15 protein-coding genes and 1 pseudogene are annotated in these 17,113 nt (G+C 57.3%); 8 read left to right on the forward strand and 8 right to left on the reverse strand.

Annotated elements, in window-relative coordinates; all coding sequences use genetic code 11:
* Positions 1 to 272: 272 nt before the first annotated feature.
* The 6 genes and pseudogenes from aqpZ (at position 273) to umuC (ending at position 5,620) form a co-directional block, all read left to right on the forward strand.
* Complete coding sequence (gene aqpZ, locus B3229_RS11730) at positions 273 to 968, forward strand: aquaporin Z (protein ID WP_286871365.1); 696 nt, start codon at positions 273 to 275, stop codon at positions 966 to 968.
* Positions 969 to 1,755: 787 nt separating this feature from the next.
* Positions 1,756 to 2,034 carry a hypothetical protein gene (locus tag B3229_RS11735; protein WP_048782952.1) on the forward strand — a complete coding sequence of 93 codons (279 nt, stop codon included), beginning with the start codon at positions 1,756 to 1,758 and terminating at the stop codon, positions 2,032 to 2,034.
* A 349-nt stretch (positions 2,035 to 2,383) separates the two neighbouring features.
* The gene (cspE, locus tag B3229_RS11740; protein WP_033747854.1) at positions 2,384 to 2,596 is read left to right on the forward strand and encodes a transcription antiterminator/RNA stability regulator CspE; all 213 of its coding nucleotides are present in this window, start codon (positions 2,384 to 2,386) and stop codon (positions 2,594 to 2,596) included.
* A gap of 1 nt (position 2,597) precedes the next feature.
* Positions 2,598 to 2,750, forward strand: a complete 153-nt coding sequence (locus B3229_RS11745) for a hypothetical protein (protein ID WP_239670389.1) — start codon at positions 2,598 to 2,600, stop codon at positions 2,748 to 2,750.
* A gap of 1,187 nt (positions 2,751 to 3,937) precedes the next feature.
* The gene (gene umuD / locus B3229_RS11750; protein ID WP_048780987.1) at positions 3,938 to 4,357 is read left to right on the forward strand and encodes a translesion error-prone DNA polymerase V autoproteolytic subunit; all 420 of its coding nucleotides are present in this window, start codon (positions 3,938 to 3,940) and stop codon (positions 4,355 to 4,357) included.
* Position 4,358: 1 nt separating this feature from the next.
* Positions 4,359 to 5,620 (forward strand): annotated as a pseudogene (gene umuC, locus B3229_RS11755) (translesion error-prone DNA polymerase V subunit UmuC).
* A gap of 17 nt (positions 5,621 to 5,637) precedes the next feature.
* Here the strand turns inward: umuC and B3229_RS11760 are convergent.
* The 4 genes from B3229_RS11760 to B3229_RS11775 form a co-directional block, all read right to left on the reverse strand.
* On the reverse strand, positions 5,638 to 5,907 hold the full coding sequence (locus B3229_RS11760; protein WP_277269306.1) for a hypothetical protein: 270 nt from the start codon (positions 5,905 to 5,907) through the stop codon (positions 5,638 to 5,640).
* A gap of 176 nt (positions 5,908 to 6,083) precedes the next feature.
* Positions 6,084 to 6,323, reverse strand: coding sequence for a regulatory protein YcgZ (ycgZ, locus tag B3229_RS11765; protein WP_048780989.1), 240 nt, complete (start codon positions 6,321 to 6,323; stop codon positions 6,084 to 6,086).
* Between the two features lie 186 nt (positions 6,324 to 6,509).
* Positions 6,510 to 6,713: a hypothetical protein gene (locus B3229_RS11770; protein ID WP_065426277.1), complete on the reverse strand. Its 204-nt coding sequence runs from the start codon at positions 6,711 to 6,713 to the stop codon at positions 6,510 to 6,512.
* Positions 6,714 to 6,870: 157 nt separating this feature from the next.
* Positions 6,871 to 7,488 carry a TetR/AcrR family transcriptional regulator gene (locus B3229_RS11775; protein WP_277269307.1) on the reverse strand — a complete coding sequence of 206 codons (618 nt, stop codon included), beginning with the start codon at positions 7,486 to 7,488 and terminating at the stop codon, positions 6,871 to 6,873.
* Between the two features lie 277 nt (positions 7,489 to 7,765).
* Between B3229_RS11775 and uraH the strand changes: the two genes are divergently transcribed.
* Together uraH and B3229_RS11785 are read left to right on the forward strand one after the other, a co-directional pair.
* On the forward strand, positions 7,766 to 8,188 hold the full coding sequence (gene uraH / locus B3229_RS11780; protein ID WP_033747835.1) for a hydroxyisourate hydrolase: 423 nt from the start codon (positions 7,766 to 7,768) through the stop codon (positions 8,186 to 8,188).
* A 227-nt stretch (positions 8,189 to 8,415) separates the two neighbouring features.
* Positions 8,416 to 9,741: a hypothetical protein gene (locus B3229_RS11785; protein WP_286870934.1), complete on the forward strand. Its 1,326-nt coding sequence runs from the start codon at positions 8,416 to 8,418 to the stop codon at positions 9,739 to 9,741.
* A 121-nt stretch (positions 9,742 to 9,862) separates the two neighbouring features.
* On the opposite strand, the gene B3229_RS11790 is transcribed toward B3229_RS11785, so the two are convergent.
* The 4 genes from B3229_RS11790 to treZ all read right to left on the reverse strand — a co-directional run bounded on the left by B3229_RS11790 (position 9,863) and on the right by treZ (position 16,815).
* Positions 9,863 to 10,048 (reverse strand): general stress protein, encoded by a 186-nt coding sequence (locus tag B3229_RS11790; protein ID WP_033747833.1) that lies wholly within the window; start codon positions 10,046 to 10,048, stop codon positions 9,863 to 9,865.
* A gap of 339 nt (positions 10,049 to 10,387) precedes the next feature.
* The gene (glgX, locus tag B3229_RS11795) at positions 10,388 to 12,463 is read right to left on the reverse strand and encodes a glycogen debranching protein GlgX (RefSeq protein ID WP_033747830.1); all 2,076 of its coding nucleotides are present in this window, start codon (positions 12,461 to 12,463) and stop codon (positions 10,388 to 10,390) included.
* A gap of 69 nt (positions 12,464 to 12,532) precedes the next feature.
* A complete protein-coding gene (gene treY / locus B3229_RS11800; protein ID WP_286870937.1) occupies positions 12,533 to 15,031 on the reverse strand; it encodes a malto-oligosyltrehalose synthase in 2,499 nt (832 codons plus the stop codon).
* Positions 15,028 to 16,815, reverse strand: a complete 1,788-nt coding sequence (gene treZ, locus B3229_RS11805; RefSeq protein ID WP_286870939.1) for a malto-oligosyltrehalose trehalohydrolase — start codon at positions 16,813 to 16,815, stop codon at positions 15,028 to 15,030. The genes treY and treZ overlap by 4 nt, the downstream gene beginning before the upstream one ends.
* Positions 16,816 to 17,113 lie beyond the last annotated feature (298 nt).

Raw genomic sequence — 17,113 nt, forward strand, 5'->3', positions numbered from 1 at the left:
GGAGGACTATTATTAGCGGCGTGTGTTGTTAAGTGACCCGGCTCAAACAACCTCATCAAAATGTAATCTTTGTATTTTTGGCTTTTGAAAACTTACCCTGTTTATTCAGGGTATTTTTTTGTCGATTTTCAGCTCTGCGAGGAAACAGCGGAAAGCGAAGATCGGCAGGTGCTATTTAATCGCAAAGATTAGTCAGCATTAATCTTTTATTCATGCTGGCGGGCTGGCAATTTACGCCCGCCATTAACGTTGCAAGAAACCAGGGGTAAATGATGTTAAAAAAAACTGCGGCTGAATTTTTCGGCACGTTCTGGCTGGTATTCGGCGGCTGCGGAAGCGCGGTGCTTGCCGCTGCCTATCCGCAATTAGGCATCGGATTCGCCGGCGTGGCGCTCGCATTTGGTCTGACGGTATTGACCATGGCCTATGCAGTCGGACATATCTCCGGCGGCCATTTCAATCCTGCGGTCACGCTGGGGCTGTGGGCGGGTGGTCGCTTTAGCGCGAAAGGCGTTGTGCCTTATATTATCGCGCAGGTTATCGGCGGGATTGCGGCGGCCGGCGTTCTTTATCTTATTGCCAGCGGCAAAGCGGGCTTCGACGCAACCGCCAGCGGCTTCGCCTCAAATGGCTTCGGCGAGCATTCGCCGGGCGGCTATTCTCTGCAGTCAGCCGTTATTATCGAACTGGTGCTGACCGCGTTCTTCCTGATCGTTATCCACGGCGCGACCGATAAAAAAGCGCCGGCGGGCTTTGCGCCTGTCGCGATCGGTCTGGCGCTGACGCTGATTCACCTGATCAGCATCCCGGTGACCAATACGTCGGTCAACCCGGCGCGCAGTACGGCGGTTGCGCTGTTTCAGGGAACCTGGGCGCTGCAGCAGCTTTGGCTCTTCTGGCTGGCGCCGATTGTCGGCGGCTGTATCGGCGGGCTTATTTACCGTTTCCTGCTGCAGAGTAAAGATTAATTATCACTCTGCCTGACGATCTGTAAAAAACCTCGCTATCCGGCGAGGTTTTTTATCAGGTAAATGTAGCAGGAAAGGGCATTAATTATTTCTGCAAAAAAAAATCAGCTAAATGCGGTAATTAAGCGCCACTCAATAACAGAATAAGCGGCAGGCGCGCGGCGCAAATAGTATTTTCGACCTGTTTATCGGTGAATAAGCCTAAAGACTGCTACTCTTTACTTTCTGGGTACGTTGTCATGAACGCAGGAAAACCCGCTGCGACGCTATATCCAGGCGCCGCTCACGATTAGACATGCATGAGTGTCTTTAAAACAGCATTAGCTGATCGAGCCACTGATGAAAGAAGGTTTCTACTGGGTTAGATCGGGTAACGAGCCGCTGCAGGTCTGGTACTACTTATCTCAGTTCGGCTGGTACCGACCGCAAAGCGCTATCCCGATAACGGCGACTTATTTTCGCCAAATGGACTTTGAAATAATCGGCGACCGCTTATTGCCGCCATCCTCTTCTGATATGACAAATAACAGGTCGTGATCGCTCTAAAGCGAAACGGTAAAAAACGAAGCGGCAAACAGGCCGCTGCGTCTGTCGCGCCGCCGCGAAGAAAATGTAACTGTCTTTAATAAAGCTGCTTTATTTGATTTAAAGCAAAGTCACGTATGCCAGATGAAAGGTTAAATGCGGAATGACTTTTTTTAACACTCATAATTTATCTACTGGCATTATAATAATCAAGCCCAGCTAATAGCCGGGTGTGTGCATTAATTATTATCAGGTGAATAAAGTGAACTATAAGCAGTTTGAAAACAAACTTGAATCCTGGGAGAAAATCTCTTTTACCGCCATTATATACAGCAAATATGGCGTGGATTTTGAAGTGTATGCCATTGATGAACACAGCAATACTAAAAGCCGCATTTTTCTCTGCTATGCCGAAAATGAAGCGGACGCGCAAAAGAAGGTTGACCAGTATTCCGTATGGCTGGCGAAGTTCAACAGCCTTGCGCGCAAACGTCTCAGCAACGAACAGGCGATGAGGGGAGCGTTACTACAGCAGGAGTAGCGGCGCCTGCGTCGCTACGCCTGAAGGCGCGTTAACCAGGCGCCGATGCCGTCTCTCCGCGTAGCCAGCTGTCATTTGGCTGCGTCCCTTGACCCTATGCTGGCGCAGCAGCCGGCACGCCAAAGCGTTCTTGCCAGACTGATTTACTTTTAACTTGCTTAAGTATGGCGGACATGCGTTAATAGCCTGTCGGTCTGATTAGCAGACAGTTTCAGAGTTAGTTCATATTGTATTTCTCATCTCAGTTAGTGCCGCATCAAGCCTTTCTTTTTGAGTCTACCTCAGGTTCTGATTTATTTCTGCAATTCAGCCTCTTATGCCGAAAGGCGAACTAAAAAGGTCATATATTATGTCGAATAAAATTCTTGGAACCGTGAAGTGGTTTAACTCAGAAAAAGGCTTTGGTTTTATCTCTCCGGAGAATGGCAGCAAGGACGTTTTCGTCCACTTCTCTGCTATCCAGGGCACTGATTACCGCTCGCTTGACGAAGGTCAGCGCGTTGAGTTTTCTGTTGAGCAGGGTCCGAAAGGTCCGTCAGCAGTAAACGTTGTAGGGCTTTAATATTAGCCTTTCAGCCAGACGCTTCCGATGCCCGTGCTGCCAGAGTTCACAGTATCGTGTCTCTGCGTTCGATCAGTGTAAAAGCAATCCCCATGGCGCAAAATGCATTTTTTGCAAAAGCGCGATGATTCTTGCAGGCGTGTTCGATCGTTAACCGTTTCGCCGCTGTCGTGCAGGTCCTGCAGGCAGGGTGACAAGCCGTGCATCAGCTTATTAAGGCATCCTTCGGGATGCCTTTTTTATTGCCGGAACCAGCGGTATGCCCGATCGCGTCATGGTCTGGCTTCGGCAAAAAAAAGCCCCCAAAAGGGGGCAAGGGGTTGGAGTAACAGCCGCTCAGTAAGCATTGTGGATTTCATTACCGAGCCGCTTAAATATAGCTAACGCCAGCGATTATTGCCTGTCTGAAGGACAATATTATAAATTTAGAGCTCTAATTATTAGATTCCTGAGGAAACGGAATGATTGAATTATAGCGGTTTTTTATTTCTGAAAACGATTACTAAGAATGGTCTGCAACTCATATCTGACAGGTGCGCTAACTAAGCTATTCTGGATGGGCCATTATTTCCTGTTGAACTGGCCTGTAGCGGTCATGCCGCGCGTGGCCGGGGAGAAAGGCAGGGAAGAGTGACATTGATACTTAACAAAGCGAAATAAAAAATGCCCCCGCAATGCAGGGGAGAGTCATATTGAGTATAAAACGGACTCGTAGAGCAATATCTCTGGTGGAGGCTTGGGCTCAGAATTCATTTTAAGCATAACATAGTTAATAAGCGCCGCCACTGATTTAAAAATAAATAATTGCCTTAATCTCTAACGGTTAGAACTCTATCTTTCACGCACTCTCTGTTATTTAACCGCTATTAATATCGCGTTTTTAATCTTTCTTTTTTAAAAAAGAGAAACGTACTGATGTATCTCTTCTAAGAGAGCGGCTAAGCCTCTTCAGAGCAAAAAAAGCCCAAATCAGTTTTGACCGGGCGATGAAAAATTTAACCAGCAGAGTATGGAAAGCGATGCGGCAAATGAGGGAGAAACCGCCTCGCGGCGTCACTGCCAGGTAAAGCAAATGACAAGGTGAAAAGTCGTCGAGACGGTGAAAAACACAAGCCGGGCGAGAGCCTGTTTCATCTACTTTTCAGCGCTCATATTATCGCCATATCAGTTTGAATTAAGTCGATATTTTGCTCATGAGAGAGGTTAACCGCTCAGCCTTACAAAAAATAATCCCTTCAGCGTCAGTGGGTTTACCATTTTTACCACCGCTGCGCCTTGATTAAATCAGGAGTTTGATATTACTGTATTTATATACAGTATCCAGAAGAAGGAGCCTTTCTCATGAAGTTATATCGCCCCGCGGAAGTCCGCGACCTGCTGCCTTTGCCGCTTTACATTGAGCGCGTGCCCTGCGGTTTTCCGTCGCCGGCGCAGGATTACATTGAAACACGCATCGATCTGAATGACCTGATGGTGCAGCACCCTAGTGCAACTTACTTTCTCCGCGTCAGCGGCGATTCTATGATCGAGGCGGGCATCTGCGAAGGGGATATGATTGTCGTCGACTCCTCTCTTACGGCGAAGCACGGCGATATTATCGTCGCCGCCATTGATGGCGAATTTACTATTAAGCAGCTTCGCATCCACCCCTCAGTGCTACTGATGCCGGCCAACAGCAAACACAGCCCAATCCCTATCAATACCCCCGAAGGACTCCAGGTCTTCGGCGTCGTGACCTACGTTATTAAATCGACGCACTGATATGTACGCGCTGGTCGACGTCAACAGCTTCTACGCCAGCTGTGAAATCGTCTTTCGCCCCGACTTACGCGGGGTGCCCGTCGTGGTGCTCTCCAACAACGACGGCTGCGTTATCGCCCGCAGCGCAGAGGCCAAAGCGCTTGGCATTAAGATGGGCGCGCCTTTTTTTAAGCTGAAAGAGACGCTGCGCCAGCATCGGGTGCAGGTTTTCAGTTCTAACTATGCGCTCTATGCCGATATGAGCCTGCGCGTGATGACCACGCTGGAGGAGATGGCGCCGTCGGTTGAGATCTACAGCATTGATGAGGCCTTTCTCAACCTGAGCGGCGTCAGCTTCTGCCAGCCGCTGGAGGCGTTTGGCCGCGCGGTTCAGGCGCGAGTAAAGCAGGAACTGCATCTGCAGGTGGGCGTCGGGATTGCGCCCACCAAGACGCTGGCGAAGCTGGCCAACTTCGCCGCGAAAAAGTATCACGGCACAAAAGGGGTGGTCGATCTGTCACACGCAGAGCGGCAGCGTAAGCTGATGGCGCTGGTGCCGGTAGAAGAGGTGTGGGGCGTCGGCGCGCGCATCGCTAAAAAGCTACAGCAGATGGGCATTGAGAGCGCGCTGCAGCTGGCCGACAGCTCTACCTGGGTCATACGCAAGCACTTTAACGTGGTGCTGGAGCGCACGGTGCGCGAACTGCGCGGCGAAGCCTGCCTGGACCTGGAGGAGGTCGTGCCGACAAAGCAGCAAATCGTCTGCTCGCGCTCGTTTGGCACGCGCCTCACCGATTACGGCGCGGTGCGGCAGGCGGTTTGCCAGTATGCCGAGCGGGCGGCGGAAAAGCTGCGCCAGGAGAAGCAATACTGCCGGCAAATCGCGGTGTTTCTGAAAACCAGCCCGCACGCGGAAAACGAGCCCTATTACGGCAACCAGGCGATGGGGCAGCTGCTGACCCCTTCAAATGACACGCGCGATATCGTTCGCATCGCTACAGAGGCGCTGGATCGCATCTGGCTGGACGGCTACCGCTATATGAAGGCAGGCGTCATGCTGGGGATTTTTTCAGCCAGGGCGTGGCGCAGCTGCATCTGTTTGACGCCTGTGGGCCGCGAGCCAACAGCGAGGCGCTAATGCAGGTGGTAGATAAGATCAACCAGGCGGGCAGGGGAACGCTCTGGTTCGCCGGGCAGGGCATTGAAAAGAGCTGGGCGATGAAGCGCGAGATGCTGTCGCCAGCCTATACCACCCGTTTTTCGGATCTGCCGATCGTCCGGTAGGCGATCGGCCTGAGCGGTTAGTGTTTTTTGGCGGTTGACGGGGCGCGTTCGCCATAGCTGCGCGGCGGCGGTTCGCTGACGGCGCGCGCCGAGGGAAACTCCTGGCGTATCTCCGCCAGCGCCAGCGTCAGCGCCTGCTTGCGATCGCCGTCGCTTTCCGTCATCGCCATCGCTTTCAGGCGATTCGCCAGCGAGGCACCGGAGATCGAGGCGTTTTGCTCCAGCAGCGCGGCAACAGCTTCGCCAATCAGATAATCTGTGAGTTTTTCAATCTTACTTCTGTACATACCCGCATCTCTTATGACAGTGTTCGCCCGGTGATGGGGCAGAGTGACTGGAAGCAAGCCGTCTGCGTTAGGTCGCCTGCGGCGTATGTCCGTCAATGATGCTCTGCCTGACACGTTCCACTGTGAATCATGCTGCGGGCAGGAGCTGAACGCAATGGTCAGCCTGCAAATTAAAACTAACGTTTAAATAACAAACTAATTAGCTTTTGATAATGCTGCTCTTCTTCCGGGCTGGCTGCCAGTTCAAGGCGGGCAAGCAGTTTGGTGCAGAGCGTTTTCCTGTTGAGCTGTTTACCCGCGCGCAGGATCTCGACCACAATCTGACCTAAGGTTTCCTGCTCGCACGGCAGCGTCGCCTTCTTGAAATAGTGGGCGATATCACTGCCTGTGGTTGGCCTGTCTCCGATCTGACGCATAAACAACCCTTAAAAGTCCGTGTGATTAAAACATAATCAGTTAAGCCAGGCCTAAAGTTATACAATTTGCACAAGGTTGTACAGGATTACCTGTGCAGGCTGGCGTTTAATTTTTGAACTTCACCACACTATCAGTATTAACAACGAGTTAGGCTAAACCCAAGGCAAGCGGATAACGGCTATGCGTTAGTTTAATTTACTGGCCAGCAGCCGAATGGCGCGCTCGCAGGCGGCCTCTGTTTCCGGATCTTCCGCGCGTGCGCCGGCACGGTAGAGCGCGCCAATGATTTCCTGTAGGGGAAGGGCTTCGCCAGGCTGCAGGAGTTGCGCCACAACACGACCTAGCAGAGCGTAAACTTCCTGATTATCAGCAGTTTCATTGTGGTTCACTCTGTCTCCTGAAAGGCGATGACGAACGGGTAATTTTGAATGCATTATCTCTTTTACTGTTTAATCGGGAAAAGCACAGCAAGAACGGTCGCCTGAAAAAAAGCGCGCTGTGCGGAATATATTTAGGAAATACTTATTTCCTAATAGGGCGAATCAATTAATCCAGAATGCCAAGCAGCATATTAATCGTTTCTGCGCCATTAGTCACATCCTGAACTTTACCCACCACGCGCATGCCGAACGCTACGCAGAGCAGCAGGCCCGCCGCCGTCTCCGCATCCAGCGAGGCAGAGACCGAGCCGTCCTCCTGGCCTTCGCGAACCAGCGCGATCAAAAAATTACGGTTGCGCAGCACCGCCTGGCGCACCAGCTCGGAAAGCTCCTCGTCCAGGCTCTGCAGCTCGACGGTGCTGCCGACCACCAGGCAGCCGCGGCGCCCCTCAATTTCACGGGCGGAGTCGAGATAAAACTGCAGCAGCTCGGCGATGCGCGCTCTGCCGGTAGGATAGTGCTGCAGGCGCGCGCGCAGGTCGGCGCCGCGCACGCTGATATAGCGTTCGAACACGCGCAGAAAAAGGGTGCGCTTGTCTTTAAAAGCTTTGTAGATACTGCCCGCCGTCAGATTCATGGCTTCGCTGAGATCGGCTACCGACGAGGCGTGGAAGCCTTTCTGACGGAAGACGATCATGGCGTTATCCAGGGCGGTATCGGTATCGAAAGCTCTTGGCCTGCCACGCTCCCTGGGGGGCGCGGGGGGAATGCGGGATGTGGTCATCGCTCAACTTAAGGAAATATTTGCTACCAAATTACCATAACGGCGAGCGACAGGAAAAATAAAAACGTCAGCGGCACAGCAGGCGTCTGAAATCAAACCGGTCAGAAAAGCGCGGGCCAGGGAAATAAGCAGGCTAAATAATCATTTTTATTAACCACAGCAGGAGGAGAATATACTGCGCTGCGCTTCTCGGAAATTTCAGATATGCAACGAAAATGGGTAGGTTGCGCCGCATGCTGGCTTAACCTGTGGTCCTCAACATAAAAAAGGACGACTTATGAAATCTCTGTCAATGTTTGGTGCCGCCGCGCTGGCGGCTTTCGCTTTCTCCGCCACGGCGGCAGAACCTGCCGCGATGAAAAACCCAATCAGCGTTCACGTGCTGAATTTACAAACCGGTATTCCTACCGCTGGCGTAACGGTAGAGCTGGATCAAAACCGCAACGGCGACTGGGTCAAGCTCGCGACCGGCGTCACCGACGCCAACGGTCGCATCAGCGCGCTCTATCCGGCAGGCAAACAGGCGGAACAGGGCACCTATAAAGTGGTGTTCAAAACCGGTGACTACTATGCCGGCGTGAAGCAAAAGACCTTTTTCCCGGAGATCCCGGTGATTTTCACCATTGAGAACACCAGCCAGCACTACCACATCCCGCTGCTGCTTAGCCCTTACGGCTACTCCACCTATCGCGGCAACTAAGCGACAAAACGTTAATACCCAGGCCTGACGCGCAATGCCGCCTCAGGCCTTTTTTGTATCGCGCAAAGACGAGGCGAAATTAAGCGAAAACTAATCTTTATTTCGTAGGCTGCACCCACTGCTAACGCCAGGTCAGGATCCTGCCCAGGGGAGAAGGAACGCCCGGTGCCGTCGCGCATGTTGTCCGGCAAACCAGACGTTGATTGTTTAGACGGGAGCCACCCTCTTTGCTGCGATTGCTTTTTTTATTAATGGGCGGGCCGATGCTGCGCGCCAGCTGGCCAGGTCTGCTGGCGGCCGGCACGCTCTGCCTCGCCGCCAGCGCGGGCATCGTGCTGGAGAGCCTTTACCACGGCACGCTCTCCGTTCCGCTCTGTTTGCTGAGCGTTTTCCTCCTCTCCGAAGGCGTCATACAGGCCTGGCGCGCGCGAACCGGGTTCGACAGCGGCTGGGCGGCGCAGAGCAAAGCGCTGACGCTGCTGCTGCTCGGCACCGCTTTGCTGGTCGCGCCGCACGAGAAGGGCAGCTGCGTCGCCTGGCTGTTCGCGCTCGCCTTTTTGCTGGACGGTGGCTTTCGCATCATCGCCTGCGCGCTGATGCGCTGTCGCCGCTGGCACAGCAAGCTGGCGATCGGCGGCGGCGAATGGCTGCTCAGCCTGATGATCGTCACCGACTGGCCGCTGCCCCATCGCGTGCTGATCCCGATGGGATTCGCCCTGGTGCTGCTGGGCTGGGCCTTCTCGCTGCTGCAGATGGTCTGGCAAATCCGCGCGCTGCCGCCGGAGACCAGCGTGGCGGCGCTGCCGCTCTTTACCCGCAAAGGGGTGCGTAAACCGCACGGGCTCGATTATCGCCACGTTCCCTGCGACGCCGCGCCAGCCAGCGAACCGCTTACCATCTATATCTGGACGCCGCTGGGGTCGGGCAGCGTCGCCGGACGGCGTCCCTGGTTTGACCGCTGGGTCGCCGCTATCGATCATCGCGGACAGGTTTCCACCGGCCACACCTCGCTGGCGATGGGCGATGCGCTCTACGTCAGCCTCTATCCGGTCGAGGATATGACCGGCTCCCTGAGCGGCGTGCTGCAAATGCTGCACGCGCGCGAAGAGAATGACGTCGCCGGCTTTCACCAGCGCTCTCTTGAGCGCGAGATCAAAGAGTGGTGCCTGCCCGACAAGCGCCTCTCGCTGCCGCATTACAACCAGCAGGCGCTGATCAACTACTGGGCGCGCCACGGCCAGGATTGCCGCTATAACCTGACGTCGCGCAACTGCTCCACCAGCGTGATGCAGGCGCTGGACGTCGCTACCGAGGGGCTGCTGGGGCTGCGCGGCGTGCGCGGCTACGCGGCGCTGCTCGATCCCGACTTCTGGCTGCTGAGCCTGATCCGCAGCCGGGCGGAGGGCATGACCTGGACGCCGGGTCTGGTAATGGATTACGTGCAGGTGCTGCGCAGGGTACTGGCGTCTCAGCCGAACAGCTACGGCAGCCGATACTTATTTCCGGAGCGCGCGCCGGAAAATAACAACGGCTGTGGCACAGAACGCGGTTAATTATCTGTCGGGTGAGATCGGCGTTATTTAAGAAAGAAGGGGTTGCGTAGAATAAAAGGGTGCTGCTGCAAGAGTGAACTAAATAAACGCCGGGAAACAATTTCCCGGCGAAATTTTATTTTTAACTGGCGCTTTTATCTGCGGCAGAGCGGCGGCTGAGCTTACCGCCGACGCGTCCTGCCTCGACCGCGCGCTCGCGGTTATATTTAAAATTACCGCTGCTCATCTGCCCGCCTTTTTTACCCGCTTCACGCGCTCTGTCGGGATTTTCGGCAAAATTACCTGCTCCACCACGTCGCTGAGTCATATCAATTCCTCTCTGTATAAAATAATAATAATTAAAAGAGTTTCAATGCGCTTTAACTATGTAAGCAGAATGGCGATTTAGCAATGTGACATCTGAGATGAATATTTGCCGTTTTCCGCAGCGGAAATAAGAGTGCAGGAAAAAGCGAAGCCTAATTACATGCCAGCTAAAGGAAATTCGGCTAAATATGTACAACTTTTAATATAGCTGTACAATTTGGCCGTTAGTGCTGAATTGTGATAACTATCACAATTTAAAGCGTCATTTTTTCTACCCGAAATAATAAAAAGCGCAGCGCCCCGAAGCGAGGCGCTGCGCATCTTGCGTTAGCGTTGCGGTTTAAGGGCGACGGAACAGCGCCAGGCTGCGTCCTTCCAGCTCGAAATCCTTCTCTTTGGTAATCACCAGTCCGCGATTATCGTTGTCAGAGGTGGTCAGCTCCAGCACCCAGCCGCCTTCGCCAAACTGCGGAATGCGGAACGGCACCGTGCCCTCAAACGGGTTGATCAGCATCAGCACGTCGTGCCAGATGCCCTCTTCGGTTTGCAGGTCAGGACGGCCAATATAGACGCCCAGCGTTGAGCCTTCCTCCCACTGCTCTTCCTGCTGAAAGCCGCCGCCGGCGTTGAACCACTTGATCTCCATGCCGTCGCGCCAGTTCTCGCGGCGCAGCAGCGGCTGCTCGGCGCGCAGGCGAATAACGTGGCGCGTAAACTCGCGCAGCGCCTCCGCGCTGGCGGGGAGGTTATCCCAGTGCACCCAGGAGATCTCGCTGTCCTGACAGTAGCCGTTGTTGTTGCCCAGCTGGCTGCGGCCGAACTCGTCGCCTGCCAGCAGCATCGGCGTGCCGTGGGAGAAGAAGAGCGTAGCGAGGAAGTTGCGCTTCTGGCGCTCGCGCACCGCGTTAATGCCTTCATCTTCGGTCGCGCCTTCCGCGCCGTAGTTGTAGGAGCGGTTGTCGTTGTGGCCGTCGTTGTTATCCTCGCCGTTCTCGTCGTTATGCTTCTCGTTGTAGGAGACCAGGTCGTTCAGCGTGAAGCCGTCGTGGGCGGTGATAAAGTTGACGCTCGCCCAGGGACGGCGGCCGCGCTGATCGTAGAGATCGCCGGAGCCAAGCAGGCGGGCGGCGAAGTCGGTCGAGACGTTATCGCCTTTCCAGTATTCGCGCACCGTATCGCGGTATTTATCGTTCCACTCCGCCCAGCCGGGCGGGAAGCCGCCGACCTGATAGCCGCCGGGGCCGATATCCCAGGGTTCGCCGATCAGCTTCAGCTTCGACAGCACCGGATCCTGCATAATGGCGTCGAAGAAGCCGCCGCGCTGGTCGAAGCCTTCCGGCTCGCGTCCGAGAATGGTGCCGAGGTCGAAACGAAAACCGTCGATATGCATCGACTCCGCCCAGTAGCGCAGCGAATCCATCACCATCTGCAGCACGCGCGGATGAGAGGTGTTCACCGTGTTGCCGGTGCCGGTATCGTTGATGTAGTAGCGATGCTGATCGGGCAGGGTGCGGTAGTAGGAGAAGTTGTCGATGCCCTTAAAGGAGAGCGTCGGCCCCAGCTCGTTGCCTTCCGCCGTGTGGTTGTAAACCACATCGAGGATCACCTCGACGCCGGCGTCGTGGAAGGCGCGCACCATGTCGCGGAAGCCCTGAATGCCGCGCGGGCCGTAGTAGCGCGGCGCTGGGGCGAAAAAGCCGATGGAGTTGTAGCCCCAGAAGTTTTTCAGCCCGCGGTCCAGCAGATGCTGATCGTCCGGGAACCAGTGCACCGGCAGCAGCTCGACCGAGGTGATGCCCAGGCTTTTGATATAGTCGACCGTGGCCTGATGTCCCATGCCCTCATAGGTGCCGCGCAGCACTTCCGGCAGCGCCGAATTCAGCTGGGTGAACCCCTTCACGTGCGTCTCGTAGATCACCGTGTTCGGCCAGGCGATGCTCGGGCGGTTATCGTCCTGCCAGTCGAACTCGTTGGGATCGATGACCCGGCACTTGGGCATAAAAGGCGCGCTGTCGCGCGTGTCGAACGTCAGATCTTTATCTTCATGCAGCAGCTCGTAGGCGAAGTGCGCCTCGTTCCACTCGATGTCGCCCGCCAGTTCGCGCGCATAGGGGTCGATCAGCAGCTTGTTGGGGTTAAAGCGATGTCCGTTCTCTGGATCGTAAGGACCGTAAACGCGATAGCCGTAAAGCGCGCCGGGCTTCAGGCCCGGCACATAGCCGTGCCACACTTCGTGAGTGAATTCCGGCAGTTCCAGGCGGGCAATCTCATTCTTGCCGCTCTCATCAAACAGACAGAGCTCGATACGCTCGGCGTGAGCGGAAAAAATGGCGAAATTCACCCCTTCGCCGTCGTAGTTGGCGCCTAGCTGCTGGCCCGATCCCGACGTAATAGTAAACTCTGTAGCTTCAGACATTTATCCCTCTCCATTCAGTAAAATGCTATCCACAACAACCGCGTTAAATCACCTGTTTTTTTCATCTTGTCAGACGCCGATCAGCACCAGCGGCGCACCGCTGTTGAGCGCGTCAAGGCTAAGCCGATCGGTCAGCTCACACTCTTCTCCAGTAAAAATGTTGCGATAACGGCGCTGCGCCAGGGGGTCTTTCAGGGTAATCGAGGTGGCGTCGCTGTAGCGCTGACGGGCGAAAGCCAGGCGCGGCACCACGACGATCAGCGCGTGCTGCGCATCGGCGCGGGCGAAGGCGACCGCATGCGAGGCTTCGGTGCCGTTGACCACCAGCGGCAAATAGTCGCCGTGGCGGAACAGGGCGTGATACTGCTGACGCAGCGGCAGCAGCGTGGCGATGGTCTGCTGTTTGAGCTGGCCGCTTTGCCATCCCTCCGGCGCGGAGAAATCGCCGCGTTCGTCCAGCATGCGCTGCAGCGCGTCGAAGTCGGGCTCCAGGCGGTTATCGGGATCGACCAGGCTGAAGTTAAGCGCTTCGCTGCCCTGATAGATATCGGGCACGCCGGGCGCGGTCAGCTTGATCACCGTCTGGCTGAGGGAATTGATCAGGCCGGCGGCGATAAAGGGCAGCAGCGCCTGGCTGAAGTCGGCGAGGAACTCGGCGTTATCCGGCGAGATCAGGCGGCGCGCATAGTCGAGCACCGCCGTTTCGTAGGCCTCATCGCCGTCCGCCCAGTTGGTGCGCAGCTTGGCTTCGCGCAGCGCTTTTTCGACAAAGGCGGTAAAGCGCGGTTCGAGCGCCGCGAGCTGAGCGGCGTCCGCCGCGCCGGAGGCGGGCCAGATGCCCGCCAGCGCCTGGTAAAGCATCCACTCTACCGCCGGCTCCGGCGCCGGGCCGCCGTCGAGCGCCACCACCGCGCCGCGGTTCATCTGCCGCCAGCGCGCCACATGCAGCGCCCAGCGCTGCGGCGACTCCGTCAGGGTATAGAGGCGCGCGCGCGCGTCTTCGCCGCGCTTGGTGTCGTGCGTCGAGGTGCCGGTCAGACCATCCGGCTGACGCTCGCGGCGGATCTGCATCTCGTCGTGAAAGCGCGCCAGCGAGAAGGGACGCGGCAGCGGCTCGGCGCCGACTTCGTTAAGCGCCAGCGCCATATGCTGGCGGAAAAAGAGCGTATCCTCGACCGACTTCGCCATCAGCGGGCCGGTCAGCTGCTGGAAGCGGGTACGGAAGGTGGCGGCATTCTGCGCGACGGCGGCGTCGAGCTCGCCGTTCATAATGCGCAGCAGAAAGTCGAGCGCCGCAGGCGAGAGGCCGGGCGCGTCGCGGCGCACCTTGTCCGCCACGCGCTGCAGCAGCGCCGCGCCTTCCGGCGGCATGCCTTCCGGCGTGCCGTAGCTGCGATAGACCGGAAACGCCACCAGCAGCTCGCGCAGCGCGGCGCGCAGATCGCTTTCCGGCAGCGTGACGTCGGAGGCGCTGGCGATGGCGCCCGCCAGCTTCAGCAGGGTGGTGAATTCGCCTTCGAAGTTTTTATCCGCCATCAGCAGTTTGGCGGCGCGCAGCTGGGCGCGCATATCCACCGGCTCGCCCACCGTCTGATCGTAGGCCTGACGCAGCGCGGCGATCTGGCGGCCATCCACCAGCGCGTCGGAGAGCGAGGCGATAAATTCATAGCCGGTGGTGCCGGAAACCGGCCAGTCCGCCGGAAGCTGTTCGCCTTCGCCGAGGATTTTCTCTACCGTGATGTAACAATCCGCTCCCGCATGCTGGCGCAGCTGCTCGAGATAGCCTTTGGGATCGGCCAGCCCGTCGACGTGATCAACGCGCAGCCCACTGACCGCGCCTGAATGCACCAGCTCAAGAATCAGCCGGTGGCTGTCGTCGAACACCTGCGGATCTTCCACCCGGACGCCCGCCAGCCCGGTGATTTCGAAAAAGCGGCGGTAGGAGAGGTCGCGCGGCGCGTCGCGCCACGACATCAGCCGGTAGGGCTGACGATCGTGCAGCGCCGCGATCTGCGCCTTATCGGTCAGCGCCAGCACGTCGGCTTCGCCTCCCTGCCAGCTCGCCGGCGAGAGCGGATAAAAGCTTTCGTAATAGGCGAACGCCGGTTTGCCGCTGTCAGGATCGGCTTTTATCGTGATTTCGCCGTTTTCCAGCGCCGCTTCGAAGCTGTCGCCCAGGAAAGGCAGCGTCAGGCGGCGCGACCAGTCAATATCGAAGTAGCGCGCATAGCGGCTCTGCTCGCCATGCTCAATCACATCGCGCCACCAGGCGTTCTCCAGCGAGGCGGCCATATGGTTCGGCACGATATCGATAATCAGCTCGAGGCCCGCCTGCTTCAGCGTCTCCACCAGCCGGTCGAAACCGGCGCGGCCGCCGATAGCGGGATCGATGGCATTGGCGTCGGTCACGTCGTAGCCGTGGGTCGAGCCGCTGGTGGCGGTAAAGATCGGCGAGGCGTAGAGGTGGGTAATGCCGAGCCGTTTAATATAGGGCACCAGCGCCGCCGCGCGATCGAAGGTCATGCCGTTGCGAAACTGAATACGGTAGGTTGAAGCGGGAATAGTCATTGGGCATCTCCTTTGGCCAGCCGCACGACGATCGCGTTTTGCGGCAGATCGCGGCTGTTATCCGGCCACGCGAAAATCGTTTCGCCGGGTTGCTCAGGCAGCGGCTGCGTCTTCTCGCCGATATTCAGCGCCAGCGACAGCGTGCCGGCGGGGAAGCGCCAGCTCACCTGAATAAAGCCTTCCTCGCAGTGCTCTACGCGCCCGGCGTGGCCGCCCGCGGTGGCGAGCAGCGGCACAATATGCTGCTGGCGCAGCGCCAGCAGGCGGCGCGACAGCGTCAGCCAGGCCTTGCCCTCGTCGCTCTGCGGCTTGCGCCAGTCGAGCTTCGAGCGGTTAAAGGTCTCTTCGGCATTGGGATCCGGCACGCTTTCGCCTTCATGTCCGGCGTGACCGGCGAACTCCTTCGCGCGGCCTTCGCGCACCGCCCTGGCCAGATCGCCGTGAAAATCGGTAAAGAAGAGGAAGGGGTTGGTTTCGCCATACTCTTCGCCCATAAACAGCAGCGGAATATGCGGCGAGAGCAGCAGCGTGGCGAGCAGCACCTTATTGCGATCGGCGCCGATAAGGCTAATCAGCCTTTCTCCCAGCGCGCGGTTGCCGACCTGGTCATGGTTCTGGATAAAATCGACGAAAGCCGCAGGCGGCTGGCCACGGCTGTCGACGCCGCGCGCCTCGCCGCTGTGGGGCGAGACCTCGCCCTGATAGGCGAAACCTTCCGCCAGCACGCGGGCGACATATTTTTCCGGATGCGGGGTGAAATCCTGGTAATAGGCGTGAGTTTCGCCGGTGGCGAAGACGTGAACGGCGTTGTGGAAGTCGTCGTTCCATTCGCCGCTGAACAGCGGCGCGTGGCCTTGCTCATCGCGCGGATGCAGAAACACCACATTGCGGCTGTCTTCGGTGGTGAGATGGATCGGGCGGTCGGAAATCTCCGCGCGGATGCGCTCGGCGATCTCGATCAGCGCATGCTTTTCCGACGTATCTTCGATCTGGTCGATGGCGTCGAAGCGCAGGCCGTCGAGGCGGTACTCCTGCAGCCAGTAGAGCGGCGCCTCGACGATATAGCGGCGCGCCGCGTCGACGTCGTAGGCAATGCCTGCGCCCCAGGGCGTCACGCGCTCTTTGTGGAAAAAGTCCGGCGCCAGCAGCGGCAGGTAGTTGCCTTCCGGGCCGAAGTGGTTCAGCACGATATCCAGCACCACCGAAAGGCCGTGACCGTGCGCGGCGTCGATAAAGGCTTTGAAGTCGTCAGGCGTGCCGTAGGCGGCGTGCGGCGCATAGAGCAGCACGCCGTCGTAGCCCCAGCCGCGGTTGCCGCCGAACTGCGATACCGGCAGCACCTCAATCATGGTGATGCCGAGCTCCGCCAGCCAGGGCAGCTTTTCAATTGCCGCCTGGAAGGTGCCTTCCGGGGTAAAGGTGCCGATATGCAGCTCATAGACCACGCTCTCTTCCCAGGGGCGGCCTTGCCACGCCTGATGCTGCCAGGCATAGCGCGTGGGATCGACCACCAGTGACGGGCCGTTAACCTCATCTTTTTGCGCGCGTGAGGCGGGATCGGGCACAACGGTGCCGTCGGCCAGCACAAAATTATATTCGCTGCCGGGCGCGACGCCCTCGGTGCGCAGTTCGAACCAGCCATCCTCGGCGGGACGCATTGGCGTATCTTTGCCGTCAAGACGCAGGCTAACGCTGTGTTGACCAGGGGCCCAGAGACGAAAGCGGACCGCATCGTTGGCGACATATTCAGCGCCCCAGCTTTTGGTAAATGATGCTGACTCCATTCAATAACCTCGTCTGAATCAAATGTGATCGATAAACCACACCGCGCGGCCCAGGTCCGGCGATGCAGGCAACAAAAGGTAAGACGGAAACGTATCTGACACGTCGTCGGCGGAGAGAGCGCGCCTGCCGCCGCGGGATGCGGGGTGGCGCAACCGGCTCTCTACGACGCCATACGAAAATCAATCATAGTCCACGCTGGAAGAGTTGCCGGAGCGGGGCGCGGCGCGGAAAGCGGCTATCGCGCTGCGTGGCGGGAAAATTAGGTGATGCCCGTCACAAATCTAAAAGTGCATCTAT

The organism is Pantoea sp. UBA5035, assembly GCF_002415245.1.
GTDB lineage: Bacteria > Pseudomonadota > Gammaproteobacteria > Enterobacterales > Enterobacteriaceae > Pantoea > Pantoea septica.